We start from the raw sequence: 17,252 nt of genomic DNA, 5'->3' as shown, positions 1-17,252 counted from the left end.
ATGGAGGTTAAGACATGGACAGCCACAAAAGTATTGGACTAACCAAAACAGTTGGTTATCAAGTAGGGGTTAGAAAAACGTTTCCAATCTCGCAAGAGCAAGCATGGTCACTTATTACAGCGGAGGAAGGTTTGAATGCATGGTTAGGAGGAGGGGGAAATATAATCCTTAAACCTGGTCATCAGTATCGTACAACGGTGGGAACCGGAGAAATTCGGATCGTCAAACCACTTTTGCAACTCCGTCTTACTTGGAAAAAAGAGGAGTGGCAACGACCTTCTACCATACAAATTCGAATCCTATCCAAAGAAAATAATAAAACGACCATTAGTTTTCATCAGGAACATCTTGCTAATCAGCAAATAAGAGAAGAAATGAAGCGATATTGGGAATCGAGGTTAGCATCTATCGAAGAGAGCATACAAAAGATGTAGCCAAAAATAACTAGCATCTCCTCAATATGTGAGGGGATGCTAGTTATTTTCTTGGTCTTTTTTGTCTACGCTATGAGCATCAGCTGAACGGGTTGCATCCTGAGGAGCAAGTGCTTTATTGCGCTCCGTGTAACCTTTTGGTGATAGACGAAAAATAGATTTTTTGATGGTAGACCAGTTTAAATCTGTTGCAAGGTTCATGTAAGAGTAGCCGTAAATACGGATATTGCATAAGTAAAGAAGTGTCAAATATAAAGAAACAAAGAAGCCAAATAATCCGAAAAAGGCACTAGCTAGGATAAAGGCCACACGTAATATGCTGACGGATGTCACTAGGGATTGATTGACCAAGGTAAATGAAGCGATGGTAGAGATGGCGATAACAACAATCATTTCAGGACTTGTTACACCTGCTCGAATTGCAGCATCTCCAATAATGATTCCACCTACAACACTGATGGTTCCCCCAATTACTGAAGGAAGCCGTAACCCTGCTTCACGGAACAATTCAAACATCAAAAGCATTAGTAGCATTTCAAGTGAAGAAGGGAGGGGTAATCCAGCTTTGGCCTGTACAACGGTTGCCAGTAACTGTAATGGCAATTGATTTTGATGGTAGGTTGTTAAGGCAAGCCAAAAGGCTGGCAGTAGTAATCCTATAAGAATACCGAGTATCCGTAGTACTCGTTCTACAGAACTAAAAATGACCGGATATTCATTATCTTCCGCAGATTTCAATAATAAGAAGAGATTCACAGGCGTGATAATACAATAAGCGACACCATCTACGAAAATAACAAAGCGGCCCCTTGCTAATGCTTGAACGGCATAATCGGGTCGCCCTGTATAATCGAACTTTGGAAATAATTTAGAATTTTTATTCACACGTTCCATCAATAAATCGCCACTAAAAACGATATCTGTATCGACCGCAGCTAGCTGTTTCTTAATACCATGTAGAATGTCCATATCCACAATATCTTCAAAGTACAGAATCGCCACTGTTGTTTTTGAGCGTTTTCCGAGCTCCACCTTTTCGACGCAAAATGAATTGGTCGGTAATCGTTTGCGAATTAAAGCGATATTGACGCGGATATCTTCAATAAAGTTATCCCGTGGCCCTTTAATAAGAACCTCCATACGCGTTTCTTCCGGCTTACGATTAGGTTTTTTAGCGATATTGCTTGCATATAACAGATGATCTTGCTCAAAATACATCAACAGGAAGCCACTATAAACGGATGAAATAAGCTGTTCCTTATCTTGGATTTTTTGAAGGCTTGGAACATGGAGATGCCTCGCTATATTTTCCTCAAAAGAAACGTCATCCAAATGATCATACAAATACTGGGTCCGCTGAATAATGACACCATTCAACATTTGCTGATCAATCATGGCATCACATGTGATAAATTGTACCTTTTGTTCATTAAAGCTATATTCCTGAAATTGTATATCTGCAGATTTTTGAAATAGTTTTTTTATTGTATTTAAATCTATCTCTAACTCATGCTCCTGTTGAGACATTATGATTCACCACTTTTCATGTCTTGTTTTTCAGTTTTCCCCTTTTTAGAAGAATTATCCGATAAGTAAGCAACGACAATGAAAAAAATTGATAAAGCAAACAAGAAAATAAACGTAGCACTTAAAATATAATGTCCCTTTACTTTTAAAAATAAGCTTTCATTTAACATAATTAACGGTAAACAAATGATGAAGAAGGGTGGAGCGAGCATTTGCCAAATACGCTTTGGATCGCCAGTCATTTTTAATAAGTCTGCCACAATATATAAGAGGAAACTTACACGAATGAAAGTCCCTGTTAACCATTGGTAAATAGAGAAGAAGTCTAAATGCTCAATATAGCGTCCGATGGTCACTAATCCCCATTCTTCATAAGCAGGATAACGTTGTTTCGATGCTTCACTTGGTCCGAATTCAGTAATGGCTCCAATTAATGGACCTAATGTAAGGCCAATTAAGATAGCCAGTATAATAGTGAAATGGTACCAACGAAGACGTTCTTTAAATTGGTGCTGCAAAAATAATAGTAATAATAGCTCTATAAATCCTGAAGCAGGAAAAATCATACCATGTATGATAGGCTGAAAACCATGTTCAAAAAAGGGGCGCAATAAACTATAATCTTTTACTTGTATATTGGTAAAGGCGACAAAAAAACCAAGGATTACAACTCCAAATAATACAAAGACATTGACAATAACAATTGTTTGTAAGCTAGTTGTCACAAGTAAAATGCAAAGAATAGTATAAACAAACAATAATATAAGGACAGGTGTTTGAGGTAAAAATGTGCTATTTACCCATTGTAATGTTTCCACCATTGTAAATGCTGCGATAATCAATAGAAAAATGGCGACAATATAGATGATGGTAGTAGAAGCGACTTTTCCTATTTTTTCGCTGAGCCAGTCTCGAATGGGTTCCTGTTTAGATTTTTTTTGGATGTAAACTAATAAAAATAACCAAAAGAAAATAACACCCCCAGCAAATAGTACAGATAGCCAGCCATCTCTTTTGGCGGCATCTAGCAGTGGAGGAATAATAGTTACATGATTTTTTAAGCCAATAACGGTCATTGATAGGAAGATTACATGTAAAATACTGATGGATCCTACACTTTTCATGATGAAAACCCTCTAACATTGATTGATACATATTAGCTTAGACAAAAAACAGTAGCTTTATAAGCAGAAAATGGGTTCTTCTCCATGAAAAAAACGAGGTATTTGATGATGTAATCGTCAAATACCTCGTTAAGTCCTATATAATTAATGGATGTATTTTGCGCTCACAAGATCATCCTTTAAGATGTCTGTTGGGATTTCAAATTCCACAACGCCCATAAAGCCTGGTGCCACTTCATATTTATCAAAGGAAATCACAAGCTTACCTTTATCTGAAATGTAGAACTGCTGATCAGGTTGAATGGCTGTAAATTCCTCCATCAAATCTTCATCGGCCATGCCAGCACCCTTCACCCAATAAACTTTATCCTGATTGGATTCAGCGATTTGCGTACGCATTTGTTCCTTAATATTTTCACTAATAGCTTCAATATAATTTTTATCTTTAAAAAGCATAGGTAAAGTAATTAAAATTTCGTTTTCTTTGTCAATCGTATCGTATTCCATCACAGTGGAAGAAGAGCCGACAGTATTTACCACATAACGACCAATCGATAAAATTTGGTCATTATCAGTTTTAATTTCAAAGCCACTATCAACGCCTAAATGACCACCACTACCACTGGCTTTTAAATCACCCACTTCAGTGATAAATTCATCGTAAAGAGCTTTCCCTTCTGCACGATATTTTTCATTTAATGTATTGGCAAGATCTTGATTGTCTAAATTTTCAATAGCAGGTACTTTAATATTGGCATCAAAATTATCTTCTGCCACCTCATATTCTGTCCAAGTTAATACTTTGACAACACTTCCTACAACAGGTATGTCTGAAAGTGTTCGAGCCATTGCTGGACTCACATTTAAACTAGCAGTAAATAGCATAGCTGCAGCTGCCGAGCCAAGCAACCATTGAGGAGTACGGTTTTTTTTCTTTTTTCGACCTTGCTTTAATGCTCGTTCTACCACCAAATCTAATTCCTTAGGAATGGAAACATCTGTATATTGTTTTTCTAAATTTTTTAATTTTTTATCCATGTGCAGTTTCTCCCTTCACATCTTCCAATTGTATTTTCAATAGTTTTAATGCTTTATAAAGACGCGATTTGGCTGTACTTAACTTAATATCGAGGATGTTCGCAACGTCTGCGAGCTTTAAATCCTCGAAATAATGGAGAATCACAACCTCTCGATACATTTGCGGTAGCTCATCTAACGCATGCTCTAAATCGACGTTTTCATAGACATCCTCTTGAGCGGGGGTTAAATATTGCAAAGTATCATCATCAGTTACTTGTAAGCGTTTATGCTTTCGTAAAAAATCAATGGCTGTACGAACGACTATTTTATAAAACCAGCTTTTCATATAATCAACATTTTCAAGTCGATCTAATGACAGCATGGCTTTTTGAACACTGTCCTGTACAACATCTAGTGCGTCCTGTTCATTTTTTGTATAGCTATACGCGAGCAAATAAAAACGCTCTTTTTGTTCACGAATGAATTGGACAAACACCTCTTCATGTTGAAATGCATTTCTTGTTTTCATGTCCAAAGAAGCTCCTTTTTTAACATTGTCAAATTGTATACATGTACTAGACGTACGAAATGAGGGAAAAAGTTGAAAGCCATTAAAAAAACTTACCCCAATATGAGATAAGTTTTAGCCTTCTATATTGTTGGCATACGTCAGCATAACAGATGATTATGAGAAATAGTCATATGTATTTTTCAAGAGTAATAGAATGGTCACAACGATAAATAACTTACGTACATAACCGCTGCCACGTTTAATCGCAAATTTGGAGCCCACAATGGCCCCAGCAATTTGCGCAAGCCCCATTGGTAAACCATAGGCATAATTAATTTGCCCTAAGTATATAAACATAAGAAGGGCTGCAACATTACTACCGAAATTTAAAAATTTCGCATTACCTGCAGATTGTAAAAAATCAAAACCGACCATGAGAAAGGCAAATAATAAAAATGAACCTGTACCAGGACCTAAAAAACCATCATAAAAACCAATGCCAGTAATTACTACTACAAAAAATAAATAACGTTTTGGTGTTAACTTTTTAAAGGTAGTGATGCTTCCCCAATCCTTTTTAAAGATCGTATAGATAGCTACGGCAGCCAGCATAAACAGCATGAGCGGCTTCAGGACACTAGGATCCATTAAGTGGACAACCCAAGCTCCAAGCATTGATCCGAAAAAGACAAATGGAAATAGCTTATAGACCGCTTTAATATCAAGCTTGCCAGAGCGATAAAATGTCAAAGTACTTGTAAGTGATCCCATTGTACCTGCTAATTTATTGGTTGCTACAGCGCTAGAAGGTGGGAGACCTACAAACATAAGGGCTGGTAAAGAAATAAGTCCACCGCCGCCAACAACTGAATCAATGAATGCGGCTAAAAAACCAAAAACGATAAGAATGACTAAAATATTTAAATCTAAATCAAATGGCACAACAGGTCATCTCTTTTCTATCATAATAATCTGATAGTAGCGAACTGAGGTTGGGCTGTAAATACTCTTTCTATAATTTTGCGGAGCTTGTATAATGAGTTTTCGTAAAATTTCTACAATAATCAAATATTTTCTACTTGGAGTTAGAAATTTGATGTATTATGTAAATGGTGGTGTTTTTACGTAAAGGGGACGTGATGACATGAGTTTAGCAAATCATATACGTGTATTTCTCTGTGTCGTGTTTATGGGGATGCTTGTTGGATATGTCTTTAATGCTAAAAAAGATATAACAGATCATGAGTATATTGATATTGTCAAAGAAGGTTATTTGGAAAATTTTTCTGATGTCACGGTTCGTAATGCATTTAACTATGCATTCTTTGAACCATATTGGCGATATTATCAAGCGAAAACAGGGGAGCAAGTTGTAGAATTATCAGGTGATATTACGTTTCAAGATGAAAAAGGACATGCTATTTTACAATTCGTCGTTGACGAACAAACAACGCAATTTTCCCTTCGTGCGATGAAATTTAATGAAAAAGTTCTAAATGCTGAACAAAAACAGAAACTCGTCGGCATGGTCTATCAAACATGGGAAATGAAACAACTAGCTTATGAGTAAGGTTTTTTGCTTTGTAAATAAGCAGAACTATATTACAGTTAAAAGGGGGAGCTTACAGACAGAGAGGATGTTTTGAATGAAGTTAAGTATTTTAGATCAAATGCCTATACCAAAAGGTCATTCGGCAGAGGAAGCCTTCCAACGTACAGAACAACTAGCTTTATTAGGGGAAGAACTCGGTTATCATCGTATGTGGCTAGCTGAACACCATAATAGTCAGTCGCTGGCAAGTTCAGCTCCCGAAGTAACCGCTGCTTTTTTAGCTGCGAAAACGAAGCGACTTCGCATTGGGACGGGTGGCGTCATGATGATGCATTATTCACCATATAAGATTGCAGAGGTTTTTAAAACATTGTCAGGATTAGCACCTCATCGAATTGATTTCGGAGTGGGGAGAGCGCCAGGTGGTGATCATGCCTCTATTTATGCGCTTGCAGAAGGAAGAAGACAACGCTTCACTGAGCAATATGATAAGCTTGAAATTATTTTAAAGCTGATGAATAATCAAAAAACGGGTGAACATGTCTATGATCAAGTCGTTGCGGCACCGGTTCATATTACATTACCTGAGGCGTGGCTACTAGGTTCAAGTGGTCAAAGTGCGATGCAGGCAGGACAGCTAGGTGTTGGTTATTCCTATGCCCAATTTTTCACAGGCAATATGTCGAAGGATATTTTTGATGCCTATAAAGCCTATTTTACGCCTTCTTATTATATGGAAAAACCACAAATCATTGTGACCTATGCGGCGACGGTGGCTCCTACTTTAGAGGAAGCGGAATACTTGGCAAAACCAATCGATATTTCTCGTCTTCAGCTGATGAAGGGGCAAATTATTCAAACTATATCACCCGAAGAAGCAAAGGATTATCCATTAACAGAAATGGATAAAATGACAATCGCCAATAATCGCAAAGCAAATCTTGTCGGCACACCAAAGGATATTGCCGCATTTTTAGTGAAAGAACAAGAACACTATGGCTTTGATGAAGTCATGCTGAACTGTAATCAATATGAATTAGCAAGTCGTTTAAATACCTATAAATTCCTAGCGAAGGAATTATTATAGAACAAAATCACCTCGTTGTTACGCTTCGAGGTGATTTTTATTGGGCTTGACTGCTTTTTACCATACATAAAATAGAAAAACCCGGAAATAAATTTCCGGGTTCGATTACCACTTACATTAAATACTCCATGACACACTGCCTCGCTTCCGCATAGAATCTTAAGATATTCCTAAGAACTGTACTTTACTCAGCTTTGATGGTCCTTTTGAGTTATCGATCAATCGCACTCATCGGGTTAACCCTCCTAGTCATAGGATTTGAAGTGAAATCTTTAATAGTATAGACCACGACATATTTTTTATACATTGTTGAGAAATTTTTTTAAACAATAAAAAAAAACTCCATTTTGATACAGATTCTTCAAAAGGAGTTTCTTTAGTTATAAGTCGCTTAAACGCGGCCAGAGCCACTAACAAACGCTTGATCTTGATAATACATATTTTTTACTAAAACGTTAGGGCCAAGGCATTTAACAGCTGGACAATGACAATTGAGTGATTTAGCCAGATCAGTTGCCATCCATTTATCAAACACAGCTGGAAGCTTGTCATGTACAATGTTACCTAGAGCTGGTGTATCACCGAAATCAGTAACGATGACATCGCCCGTAAAAATGTTGATATTCAAACGTGAACGGCCATCTGGGTCATTACGCATTGTGACATTTTTCGCTGTACGAAGACGTTGAAGTAATCGTCGATCTTCCTCATTCGTACTGCAAGGGTAAAATGGAAGTGTTCCGAATAACATCCATGTATTGTCATCACGAATATCTAGTAGATGATGGATCGCTTCACGTGTTTCCTCTAGTGAAAGGGATGTCAGGGCACTAGCAAAATCTGATGGGTACATAGGATGCACCTCATGACGTGCACATTTCATTTCATGGATGATTTGGTTATGAATATGATCTAAGTATGGTAAAGTTTTTTTGTTTAGCATGGTTTCGGCTGAAACCATGACACCGTGTTCCGCAAGCATTTTTGAGTTATCAATCATACGTTGGAACAGAGCTGCACGTTGGTCATAGGTAGGCTTGCGCTCCATCATGGCAAAGCCTGTTTCAACGAATTCATCGATAGTACCCCAGTTATGTGAAATATGCAAAACATCTAAATACGGGGCAATTAATAAGTATCGTGCCGGCTCCAATGTTAAATTAGAGTTAATTTGTGTGCGTACACCTCGTTCATGAGCATATTTCAAAAGTGGCAACACATAATTTTGTACCGACTTTTTACTCATCATCGGTTCTCCACCTGTAATACTAAGTGTTTTTAAATGAGGTATTTCGTCTAAGCGACGTAAAATTAAATCTATTGGCAATGCCTCAGGGTCTTTATTTTGTAATGTATAGCCGACTGCACAGTGTGCACAACGCATATTACAAAGGTTAGTTGTTGTAAATTCAATATTGGATAGAGTCATTTGTCCATGTTGTTCAACATCTAAATACGCTTCCCATGGATCAAAGATAGGCGTTATTTTTTGTAAGGTCGTCATCTTTCGTACATCTTCCTTTCTAGCATTCTATTGTCTCATATTCATCGATAATTTCAAATATGAAATTACTGAAAGGGCTATTTTAGGATTAGATGAACATTTTTTTACCCAATAAAGGAAAATGCTCGCAAATCCAATAACACTGAAATGGATGAAGATAAAGCGCCTACAAGTCCTACTATTCTGAAAAAGGTGGTTTTACTGTTATTTTTCTAAAAAAACGTTATCATGGATAGAGAAAATAGCACAATGCATCATAGAAAGTAGGTACGGACATGACGAAATATGAAATATTATTATTTGACGTGGATGATACGTTACTAGATTTTGATTTGGCTGAAAATGCTGCACTTGACCGCATGTTTAAAGAAGAAAACATAGTAGTTACTTCCGAGATGATTGCACGTTACAAAGAAATTAATGAGTCGATGTGGCGAGCTTTTGAGCGTGGAGAAGTAACGAAAAATACATTACATAATACCCGTTTTTCGATTGCTTTAAAGGAATTTGGCATAGAAGTTGATGGGACCTATTTTGAATCACTTTTCCAAAAATATTTACGTGAGGCCCACCATTATGTTGAGGGTGCTTATGAGGTAATCGCTCAGCTAGCCAATCATTATCATTTATATGTCGTATCGAATGGGGTAACCGTTACACAAAATAAACGTCTTGTGGATGCGAATTTAGCGCAATATTTTAAAGGCATTTTTATTTCGGAGCAAACAGGCTATCAAAAGCCTATGCCCGACTTTTTCGATTATGTGTTTGAACGAATTGATAATTTTGATAAAGAAAAAGCGTTAATTATTGGCGATTCTTTGACATCCGATATAAAGGGTGGTTTACAGTCCGGTATCGATACTTGTTGGTTTAATATCCGCAATGTTGAAAACACAAGTGGCATTGAACCGCATTATGAAATTAAAAAATTGCAGGACTTACATGACTTACTGAATCAAAAAGTAGCACTATAAGTAATCATCAGGCACCTTCTTTGTTTTTTAGACAGAGAGGTGCTTTCTTTTTGCTCAGTACAGGTCATGCAGGTATAAAAAACCGAGGAAAGGGCAAAACCATTTATGAGACTAGTTTCCATGAAAGGGGAAATATTCGATGAATACGGTTTTAACAGCCAATAAACGCCAAAAAGGACGTCAATCCTCATTAACACAACTTCGACAAAACGGTGCCATCCCAGGTGTTGTCTATGGCTTTCAAATGGAATCAACAGCCATTACATTAGACGCAAGAGTATTTGCTAAATTACTTGCAGCGCATGGTACAAAAAGTGTTTTTCAATTAGATGTTGATGGAAAGCGTATTAATGCTGTTTTATCAGAAGTTCAGCGCTGTGCTTTAAAGGGGAATATTAAACATGTTGATTTTAAATCGATCAATATGTCAGAAGAGCTGGAAGTAGAAATTCCAGTAACCGTAATCGGTGATGCCATCGGAGTAGCAGATGGAGGCTTCCTCTTACAACCTAATCGTGAGGTTCGTATTAAAGTGAAGCCAACAGAAATTCCCGAAACAATCGAAATCGATGTCACGAATGTAGCAATTGGGACGTCCCTATACGTAGGAGATATACGTCAACAATTTTCATTTGAAATTTTACAAGAAGATGACTATACACTGGTGACGATTACACCGCCATCTGCTGAAAATGTTCAAGAAGACGACACTGTGGACGACACGCCTGAAGTGATTGAAGCGACAGGGCAAAATACGTCTGAGCCAGAAGCATAGCGTGAAACAAGGAGCCATTTCCCAACATGGCTCCTTGTTATTTCCCTAAAAAAAGACAATGCATTCTTTGCATTGTCATAAAGCTTAAATGACGGCGCTTTTCACGCCCGTCCATCTCATAAATAATTTTTCGTTATAAGTTAAGGCAAATTGTACAATTGGTCCAAGTCCAAAGGCCATAATCACCGTACCAATGCCGATAGGACCGCCAAGTAAGAAGCCGAGTACAGCGACCGTAACTTCCATGGTTGTACGGGAACGTGTGACGCTCCAGCCAAGTTTATGAACCATCATTAGCATTAAGGTATCACGAGGACCAATTCCTAAATTAGCCACCATATACATACCGCAGCCCCAGCCTAGTAATACTAACCCTGTTAGGTAAGAAACAAGTTGCATCCAAAAGCCATCGATATCAGGTAGCCAATAATTAAAAATATCAATGAAGATGCCAGCTAAAAACATATCGATAAAAGTTCCTGGCAATGGGAATTTTTTTGTTATTAGCATATCAAACGCTAAAATAGCCAGTCCTAAAATGATGGACCATGAACCGATTGTTAGCCCGAGTGTTTTGGTTAAGCCAATATGTAAAACATCCCAAGAGCCTACGCCAAAAAGCTGCCCTTTAATGGTTAATGTGATGCCAAAAGATAGCACGATAATGCCTGTTATGAAAAATAAACAGCGCGTAAAAAAAGCTTGTTTCATTTTTTAACCCTCATTCATCCGTAAATTCCTGTTGTCCATCCAATTATTATAACAAGAGATTTTCAATTTGTCCGAAGTTTGTCATTTCACATTTTTCAAAAAAAACAGTTTAGCTTTAGGTGGAGAGGGCAAAATATAGGTATAGAAGAAAGGATGAGATGAAATGACTTCTGTACGCGAAGAAATTTTAGAAGTTTTGAACCGTGAAAAAATTGGAACAATGGCTACTGTAGAAAACGGGAAACCTTATTCGCGCTATATGACGTTCCAGCATGAGGATTTTGTGTTATATACTGTGACAAATAAGCATTCTGAGAAAATGGAGGAGCTCCGTCAAAATCCATATACCCATATTTTATATGGCTATGAAAATGGAGGCTTTGGTGATTCCTATGTGGAGATAGAGGGCAAGCTCACGGAAGTACACGAAGAAGGAATCAAAAATAAAATTGCAGAAATTTTCACGAATATTTTTATTGGCAATCAGGATGAAATGGTGACCTTAAAAATTGAACCTATTCGTATGCGTTTGATGAATAAAAAAGGACAACCACCAAAAGAGCTAGAATTTTCGAGCGACCATTAAACAATGGTCGTTTTTTACTGACTTGACGATTAATAGTTGCAATGATAGACAACTTTCAGGCATGATAGTTCTTAAAAGAAAAAGGAGTATAGGCTATGACAACAAAATTACAACAATTAACGCAAAATATTTTATCATCTCAAGGTAAATTAGAGGCAGATTTTATTCTTAAAAATGCACAAGTTGCCGATGTCTTTACATTAACGTGGAAGAAAGCGGACATTGTTGTGAAGAATGGCATGATTGTGGCACTGGATACTAACAACAGATTTCATGCAAAAGTGGTAGAGGATGCAGCGGGGAGCTACGTCATTCCTGGATTAATAGATGGCCATATACATATTGAATCTTCGATGCTAACACCGGGGGAATTTAGTCGTGTCTTAATTCCTCATGGTATTACAACCGTGATTACAGATCCACATGAGATCGCAAACGTAGCAGGAGCAGAAGGAATCCAATTTATGCTGGAAGATGCACAAAAAGCTGATATGGATATTTTTGTAATGCTTCCTTCAAGTGTACCAGGGACACAGTTTGAAAACGCTGGCGCAACATTAACAGCCCAAGATTTGGAGCCATTTCTGCACCATGAACAAGTTCTTGGCTTAGCGGAGGTTATGGATTTCCCAGCCGTGTTAAATGGAGAAGAGGGAATGCTTCAAAAAATTTTATTATCAAAGGAAGCAAATCTAGTTATTGATGGGCATTGTGCGGGCTTACAAAGTGAGCAAATTACAGGCTATCGGGCTGCAGGTATTCAGACGGATCATGAATGTGTGACAGCCGAAGAAGCCATTGACCGTGTAGAGCAGGGGATGTATGTCCTTATTCGAGAGGGATCAGCAGCGAAAAATTTACGTGATTTATTACCGGCCGTTCAGCCACACACTGCACGTCGCTTTGGTTTTTGTACGGATGATAAATATGTGGATGAGCTGATTGATGAAGGTAGCATCAATTACGATGTTGCGATGGCAATAGAGGAGGGGATGACACCATTGCAGGCAATCCAGCTAGCAACCGTGAACACAGCAGAATGCTATCGTTTATTTGATCGAGGGGTACTGGCACCAGGCTATAAAGCTGATTTTGTGTGTATAGATGATTTATCGACGATGCAGGCAAAAGCAGTTTGGAAGAATGGTCATAAAGTTGCTGAAAATGGCAACATGCTGACAAATCGTCAGGAGACAATAGTTCCTGCCCATATTCATCACTCTGTTCATTTACCAAGCATCACAAAGGATAGACTACAATTATCATTCACCAAGGGAACGAAGGCGAATGTAATGGAAATTGTGCCGAATCAGCTAATTACCAATCATTTAGTCATAGATGTACCTGTGAAAGACGGCGTATTTGTCCCATCGGTAGAGGAAGATTTACTGAAATTAGCGGTTATCGAACGCCATCATCAATTGCATACGACAGGCTTAGGCATAGTGAAGGGATTTGGGTTACAAAAAGGCGCAGTAGCTACTACAGTAGCCCATGATTCACATAATGCTCTTGTTGTAGGCACAAATGATGAGGATATGGTTCTGGCACTTTCCCGCATTCAGGAAATCCAAGGTGGCTTCGTTATTGTAGCAGACGGTGAAATTCTCGCAGAGATGCCTTTAACAATTGGGGGCTTAATGACAGATGTACCAGCACAGCAGGCGAAGGAACAGCTAGCTGGCTTACACGGTGCTTTACAGAAGCTCAACCCAACTTTAGATTTTCATTTTCTACTGACATTCTCTTTTGTAGCATTACCAGTAATTCCTGCTTTAAAATTAACAGATACAGGGTTATTTGATGTAACAACCTTCCAGCATATAGCAGTGGAAGCATAGAAAAAAACGACCTAGTTGCGGAGAGCGATTAGGTCGTTTTTTTGCTTAAAATTGTCTAGTAACAAAGGTGAATGATTAGTATCGGAAGAAGAGTCCTTAATGATAGACTGTTTATAGATACTTTGAGATAGACAGATGTACCATTTTGATCGGACACTAGTGTATCTAAAGGGCACTTTACAAACAGAGAGGAAGCAGGACATGAGAAGTAGAAAAGGCTTAGTCATTAGTTTATCGGTGATAGCTGTAATGTGGATTCTACATACAACATCTAAAAATTTCATGGTCGATCCGACATTTTCGACATTTCTTTCGAACAAGGAAATAGAACTTCCGAATGAAAAATTATGGATTGTCATGATCCAACTACATATCGCTTTAGCCATTATTGCTTTAATTACTGGGCCATTAGGTCTTTCGAGAGCGATGAGAATGAAAAACCCTCATCTACACCGCTGGAATGGTCGAATCTACGTAATGGTGATTGTATTTAATATACTTCCAGGATATTATGTAGCTCTCTACGCAAATGGGGGTATATGGAGTACGATTGGTTTTCTCATTTTAAATACACTCTGGTTGCTTACGACGATAAACGGTTATCGCTTTATAAGAAAAGGACAAGTTCATCGTCATCGGAGCTGGATGCTAAGAAGCTTTTTCTTAACGTTTGCCAATCTAACTATTTACATACTTGTGACGATATTTCAATATGTAGCGGGTCTTTCATATGGATTTTCGTATTCGTTAGGAGCGTGGTTAGCCTTTATGATTAATTTAGTATTGGCAGAGATTGTGATTAGAAAATCGACCATTTAACGTCGTTTCAAAAACGATTTTAGAAATTATCGTGAAAAGGGAGAATATATGAAAAAATGGATTTTATTTTTTTTGATTATAGCTGCTGTGATGATCGTTTTAACGACGAATGATACAGAAACAAAACAGGATAGGACAATATTTGTAGACAGCAATGGAAATGATTCCAATAATGGTACAAAATTAAGCCCATACCGAACACTAAAAAAGGCGGCATTAGAAGCGGAAGCAGGGACAACCGTATTGATACGGAAAGGCATTTATAAGGAAAAGCTTTCTGTTATACATAGTGGTACAAAATTAAACCCCGTTATTTTCAAGGCGTATGAAAATGAAGAAGTTATTCTTAGTGGAGAGTCGATGGAAAATACTGACGATGATGCAACTCTTGTAACGATAAAGAATAAAAATTACATTACCATTAGTGGATTCACTATCCAGGATTTAACGACGGAACAACAAGATGAAACAGTGATGGGAATCTATGTAACAGGCTCCAGTAGCCATATTACCGTAGCGAATAATCATGTGAAAAGAATAAAAACCTTTGCCGAGGATGGAAATGGCCATGGTATCGCTGTCTATGGAACAGGTTCAATGAGAGATATAAATATTGTAGGTAATAAAGTGGAAGATTTAATAGTAGGAGCAAGTGAATCGATGGTCCTGAATGGAAACATTGATGGATTTACAATAGAAAATAATGTAGTTCGTCGAAGCAATAATATCGGAATTGATCTGATTGGGTTTGAAGGAATTTCAAATGATAAAAAATTGGACTATGTACGAAACGGTGTTGTAAAAAATAATCAAGTTTATGAAATTTCCTCCTATGGTAATCCAGCATATGGCGAGAATTATTCTGCTGGGGGGATATATGTCGATGGTGGAAAGAATATAACGATTGAGAACAATACTCTTTATAAGAATGATATCGGAATTGAAGTAACATCTGAACATGCAAATAAGTATGCAGATAATATAAAAGTACTAAATAATACAGTATATAATAATTTTTTCACAGGAATATCGATTGGTGGGTATGATGAAGAAAGAGGAGGGACGAAAAATTCGATTATCTCACACAATATTATTTACCGTAATGATACGATGGAATTAAATGGAGGACAGCTTTTATTACAGTATGATACTCAAAATAATGTAATCGAAAAAAATATACTAACAGCTGGATCATCTCGAATATTTATAGCTAACTATTTTACTAGTAATAAAAATAATAAATTGGCGAGGAATGTGTTTCATCAAGAAAAAGGGGAGGATGGTATTTGGATATGGAAGGATACCGAATATGATTCGTTTAAAAAGTTTAAAATCGCTTCTAATAGTGATGCGACATCTAGTTATCTAGATCCTCAATATAAAAACATGGACAAATTTGATTTTAGACTTGAAAAAGATTCACCTGCAGAACATATAGTGAAGTAAAAAATACGAAGGCTAAGGCTAAAAAGATGCTTGAGTTGTCAATAAAATCATCTTTGGGTAATTCGTAGATGCTCGTCAAACTTTTTTCACTACTTACGGAGGTTAGTGATTATGAAAATAATGAAGAAAACAGCCAAGTTTGTGGGAATATTGCTAGCTATATTGGTTTTGATCATAGGGTTTGGTTATGCTTTTCTTGAGATTAATCCATTTGGCAATAAACCAGGTAAGCCAGTTGCCGATATTGAACGTAAGGTTGAAATTTGGGGAGAAGAAGTTGCAGGTAATCATTCTGGAAGCAAGCTAGACGATATGAATATTAAAGGCAATCCTAATAGACTGCTGGCTACATTTAAATTTATCGGCAATATTGTAGGAGAAGACTATCAAAATAATGAGGCTGCCATTGATACGTTTACATATGTCCATGAAATAGAGGGAGGCTATGAAAAGTCTACCTATGAGGATGAGCCATATTTGATTCCATATACGGTGTCAAACAGTGATAGTGCGGTCATTGTGATTCCAGGTGGTGGCTATGGCTTTAAGGAAATGGATGGCGGCACTACTGAAGGAAAAGATATCGCTGAATCATTAAATAAGGCAGGTATCAACGCGTTCGTTCTACACTATCGTTCCAATCCCTATGAATGGCCCATTCCCCAATTAGATGTGCAGCGTGCTGTCCGTTATCTACGTTATCATGCAAATGATTATGGTATACATCCTAATAAAATTGGATTGATAGGCTTTAGTGCAGGTGGTTTTCAAACAGGAAGTTTTATTAATCTCATTCAGGGAGAAAAACGGCTTCCAAAAAATTATCAGCTTGATGCTATCGATGCAGTTGATGACCAAGTAGCATCTGCAGCTATGATTTACCCTGCATTGACGTACCGCTATAATATCCCAATGCTCTTTGCATCTTTTGATGATAAAGTGGTTAGAGATCCAGAAGAACGAGAAGAGCTTTTGCTTAAGACTGATTTATCCAAGCATTTCAGAACGGCTCATATCCCTCAATTTATTGCTTATGGAACAAAGGATTCAGCAGTTGGGGTAAAAGGACCTCAGGAATATATTCAGTCCGCACGAAATGCAGATGCGGATGTCACTGTGATTGTAGCAGAAGGTCAGAATCATGGCTTTAAGCAGCAATACTATATGCGTGAGTATCTTGAATGGGTAAAGAAAATTTTTGATTCTGTATAATGTGGAGGTCTAATCATGAAGAATCATTCAAGAGGATAGCCATTTATCCCATTAAAAAAATCCTTTTTCTGAAATTTTTCATGATGTATTTCCCATGCTAGTCACTTCTCTATAATCGATTTTTTC

General features: G+C 37.5%; 17 protein-coding genes. 10 read left to right on the top strand and 7 right to left on the bottom strand.

The features are described 5' to 3' along the window. The first annotated feature begins 14 nt into the window (after positions 1–14). The gene (locus tag MKY80_RS13710; RefSeq protein ID WP_090002615.1) at positions 15–434 is read left to right on the top strand and encodes an SRPBCC domain-containing protein; all 420 of its coding nucleotides are present in this window, start codon (positions 15–17) and stop codon (positions 432–434) included. A gap of 39 nt (positions 435–473) precedes the next feature. Here the strand turns inward: MKY80_RS13710 and MKY80_RS13705 are convergent, their stop codons facing one another. The 5 genes from MKY80_RS13705 to MKY80_RS13685 form a co-directional block, all read right to left on the bottom strand. Further along, positions 474–1,961: a spore germination protein gene (locus tag MKY80_RS13705; protein ID WP_008181802.1), complete on the bottom strand. Its 1,488-nt coding sequence runs from the start codon at positions 1,959–1,961 to the stop codon at positions 474–476. After that, entirely contained in the window at positions 1,961–3,085 is a 1,125-nt protein-coding gene (locus MKY80_RS13700) for an endospore germination permease (RefSeq protein WP_089986338.1), read from the bottom strand. Before MKY80_RS13700 ends, MKY80_RS13705 begins: the two co-directional genes overlap by 1 nt. Before the next feature lie 144 nt (positions 3,086–3,229). Continuing rightward, positions 3,230–4,123 (bottom strand): RsiV family protein, encoded by an 894-nt coding sequence (locus MKY80_RS13695; RefSeq protein WP_008181804.1) that lies wholly within the window; start codon positions 4,121–4,123, stop codon positions 3,230–3,232. After that, entirely contained in the window at positions 4,116–4,634 is a 519-nt protein-coding gene (locus MKY80_RS13690) for a sigma-70 family RNA polymerase sigma factor (RefSeq protein WP_025116216.1), read from the bottom strand. The genes MKY80_RS13695 and MKY80_RS13690 overlap by 8 nt, the downstream gene beginning before the upstream one ends. 156 nt (positions 4,635–4,790) lie before the next feature. Beyond that, on the bottom strand, positions 4,791–5,558 hold the full coding sequence (locus tag MKY80_RS13685) for a TSUP family transporter (protein WP_089986340.1): 768 nt from the start codon (positions 5,556–5,558) through the stop codon (positions 4,791–4,793). 202 nt (positions 5,559–5,760) lie between these two features. Between MKY80_RS13685 and MKY80_RS13680 the strand changes: the two genes are divergently transcribed. Together MKY80_RS13680 and MKY80_RS13675 are read left to right on the top strand one after the other, a co-directional pair. Further along, positions 5,761–6,186 (top strand): hypothetical protein, encoded by a 426-nt coding sequence (locus tag MKY80_RS13680; protein WP_043990776.1) that lies wholly within the window; start codon positions 5,761–5,763, stop codon positions 6,184–6,186. Between the two features lie 76 nt (positions 6,187–6,262). Beyond that, positions 6,263–7,255, top strand: coding sequence for an LLM class flavin-dependent oxidoreductase (locus MKY80_RS13675; RefSeq protein ID WP_008181014.1), 993 nt, complete (start codon positions 6,263–6,265; stop codon positions 7,253–7,255). 391 nt (positions 7,256–7,646) lie between these two features. On the opposite strand, the gene yfkAB is transcribed toward MKY80_RS13675, so the two are convergent. Then, positions 7,647–8,759 carry a radical SAM/CxCxxxxC motif protein YfkAB gene (gene yfkAB / locus MKY80_RS13670; RefSeq protein WP_089986342.1) on the bottom strand — a complete coding sequence of 371 codons (1,113 nt, stop codon included), beginning with the start codon at positions 8,757–8,759 and terminating at the stop codon, positions 7,647–7,649. Between the two features lie 275 nt (positions 8,760–9,034). Here yfkAB and MKY80_RS13665 point away from each other — a divergent pair, with 275 nt between their 5' ends. Both MKY80_RS13665 and MKY80_RS13660 read left to right on the top strand, forming a co-directional pair. Then, positions 9,035–9,736 carry a YjjG family noncanonical pyrimidine nucleotidase gene (locus MKY80_RS13665; RefSeq protein WP_008181008.1) on the top strand — a complete coding sequence of 234 codons (702 nt, stop codon included), beginning with the start codon at positions 9,035–9,037 and terminating at the stop codon, positions 9,734–9,736. Between the two features lie 139 nt (positions 9,737–9,875). Then, positions 9,876–10,511 (top strand): 50S ribosomal protein L25/general stress protein Ctc, encoded by a 636-nt coding sequence (locus tag MKY80_RS13660; protein ID WP_036148871.1) that lies wholly within the window; start codon positions 9,876–9,878, stop codon positions 10,509–10,511. Positions 10,512–10,595: 84 nt separating this feature from the next. Here MKY80_RS13660 and MKY80_RS13655 read toward each other — a convergent pair whose 3' ends face one another. Then, entirely contained in the window at positions 10,596–11,222 is a 627-nt protein-coding gene (locus MKY80_RS13655; RefSeq protein ID WP_008181003.1) for a membrane protein, read from the bottom strand. Positions 11,223–11,385: 163 nt separating this feature from the next. Here MKY80_RS13655 and MKY80_RS13650 point away from each other — a divergent pair, with 163 nt between their 5' ends. The 5 genes from MKY80_RS13650 (at position 11,386) to MKY80_RS13630 (ending at position 17,126) form a co-directional block, all read left to right on the top strand. Further along, complete coding sequence (locus MKY80_RS13650) at positions 11,386–11,808, top strand: pyridoxamine 5'-phosphate oxidase family protein (RefSeq protein ID WP_089986343.1); 423 nt, start codon at positions 11,386–11,388, stop codon at positions 11,806–11,808. A gap of 95 nt (positions 11,809–11,903) precedes the next feature. Beyond that, positions 11,904–13,649, top strand: a complete 1,746-nt coding sequence (gene ade / locus MKY80_RS13645; protein WP_089986344.1) for an adenine deaminase — start codon at positions 11,904–11,906, stop codon at positions 13,647–13,649. 201 nt (positions 13,650–13,850) lie between these two features. Then, positions 13,851–14,468: a DUF2306 domain-containing protein gene (locus MKY80_RS13640; protein ID WP_043990775.1), complete on the top strand. Its 618-nt coding sequence runs from the start codon at positions 13,851–13,853 to the stop codon at positions 14,466–14,468. A 48-nt stretch (positions 14,469–14,516) separates the two neighbouring features. Then, positions 14,517–15,914, top strand: a complete 1,398-nt coding sequence (locus MKY80_RS13635; protein ID WP_090002616.1) for a right-handed parallel beta-helix repeat-containing protein — start codon at positions 14,517–14,519, stop codon at positions 15,912–15,914. 111 nt (positions 15,915–16,025) lie between these two features. Next, complete coding sequence (locus tag MKY80_RS13630; RefSeq protein WP_008180993.1) at positions 16,026–17,126, top strand: alpha/beta hydrolase; 1,101 nt, start codon at positions 16,026–16,028, stop codon at positions 17,124–17,126. Positions 17,127–17,252 lie beyond the last annotated feature (126 nt).

Source organism: Lysinibacillus sp. FSL R5-0849 (assembly GCF_038595075.1).
GTDB classification, from domain to species: Bacteria; Bacillota; Bacilli; order Bacillales_A; family Planococcaceae; genus Lysinibacillus; species Lysinibacillus fusiformis.
The sequence above is the reverse complement of the archived record's forward strand: the minus strand, read 5'-3'. Positions and strand labels throughout refer to the sequence as shown.

What these genes read in the sequence shown, in the direction of transcription:
- ade (WP_089986344.1), top strand. Translation starts at nt 11,904, where the DNA reads ATGACAACAAAATTACAACAATTAACGCAAAATATTTTATCATCTCAA.
- MKY80_RS13660 (WP_036148871.1), top strand. Translation starts at nt 9,876, where the DNA reads ATGAATACGGTTTTAACAGCCAATAAACGCCAAAAAGGACGTCAATCC.
- MKY80_RS13680 (WP_043990776.1), top strand. Translation starts at nt 5,761, where the DNA reads ATGAGTTTAGCAAATCATATACGTGTATTTCTCTGTGTCGTGTTTATG.
- MKY80_RS13650 (WP_089986343.1), top strand. Translation starts at nt 11,386, where the DNA reads ATGACTTCTGTACGCGAAGAAATTTTAGAAGTTTTGAACCGTGAAAAA.
- MKY80_RS13700 (WP_089986338.1), bottom strand. Translation starts at nt 3,085, where the DNA reads ATGAAAAGTGTAGGATCCATCAGTATTTTACATGTAATCTTCCTATCA.
- MKY80_RS13705 (WP_008181802.1), bottom strand. Translation starts at nt 1,961, where the DNA reads ATGTCTCAACAGGAGCATGAGTTAGAGATAGATTTAAATACAATAAAA.
- MKY80_RS13665 (WP_008181008.1), top strand. Translation starts at nt 9,035, where the DNA reads ATGACGAAATATGAAATATTATTATTTGACGTGGATGATACGTTACTA.
- yfkAB (WP_089986342.1), bottom strand. Translation starts at nt 8,759, where the DNA reads ATGACGACCTTACAAAAAATAACGCCTATCTTTGATCCATGGGAAGCG.
- MKY80_RS13695 (WP_008181804.1), bottom strand. Translation starts at nt 4,123, where the DNA reads ATGGATAAAAAATTAAAAAATTTAGAAAAACAATATACAGATGTTTCC.
- MKY80_RS13710 (WP_090002615.1), top strand. Translation starts at nt 15, where the DNA reads ATGGACAGCCACAAAAGTATTGGACTAACCAAAACAGTTGGTTATCAA.
- MKY80_RS13630 (WP_008180993.1), top strand. Translation starts at nt 16,026, where the DNA reads ATGAAAATAATGAAGAAAACAGCCAAGTTTGTGGGAATATTGCTAGCT.
- MKY80_RS13655 (WP_008181003.1), bottom strand. Translation starts at nt 11,222, where the DNA reads ATGAAACAAGCTTTTTTTACGCGCTGTTTATTTTTCATAACAGGCATT.
- MKY80_RS13640 (WP_043990775.1), top strand. Translation starts at nt 13,851, where the DNA reads ATGAGAAGTAGAAAAGGCTTAGTCATTAGTTTATCGGTGATAGCTGTA.
- MKY80_RS13635 (WP_090002616.1), top strand. Translation starts at nt 14,517, where the DNA reads ATGAAAAAATGGATTTTATTTTTTTTGATTATAGCTGCTGTGATGATC.
- MKY80_RS13675 (WP_008181014.1), top strand. Translation starts at nt 6,263, where the DNA reads ATGAAGTTAAGTATTTTAGATCAAATGCCTATACCAAAAGGTCATTCG.
- MKY80_RS13690 (WP_025116216.1), bottom strand. Translation starts at nt 4,634, where the DNA reads ATGAAAACAAGAAATGCATTTCAACATGAAGAGGTGTTTGTCCAATTC.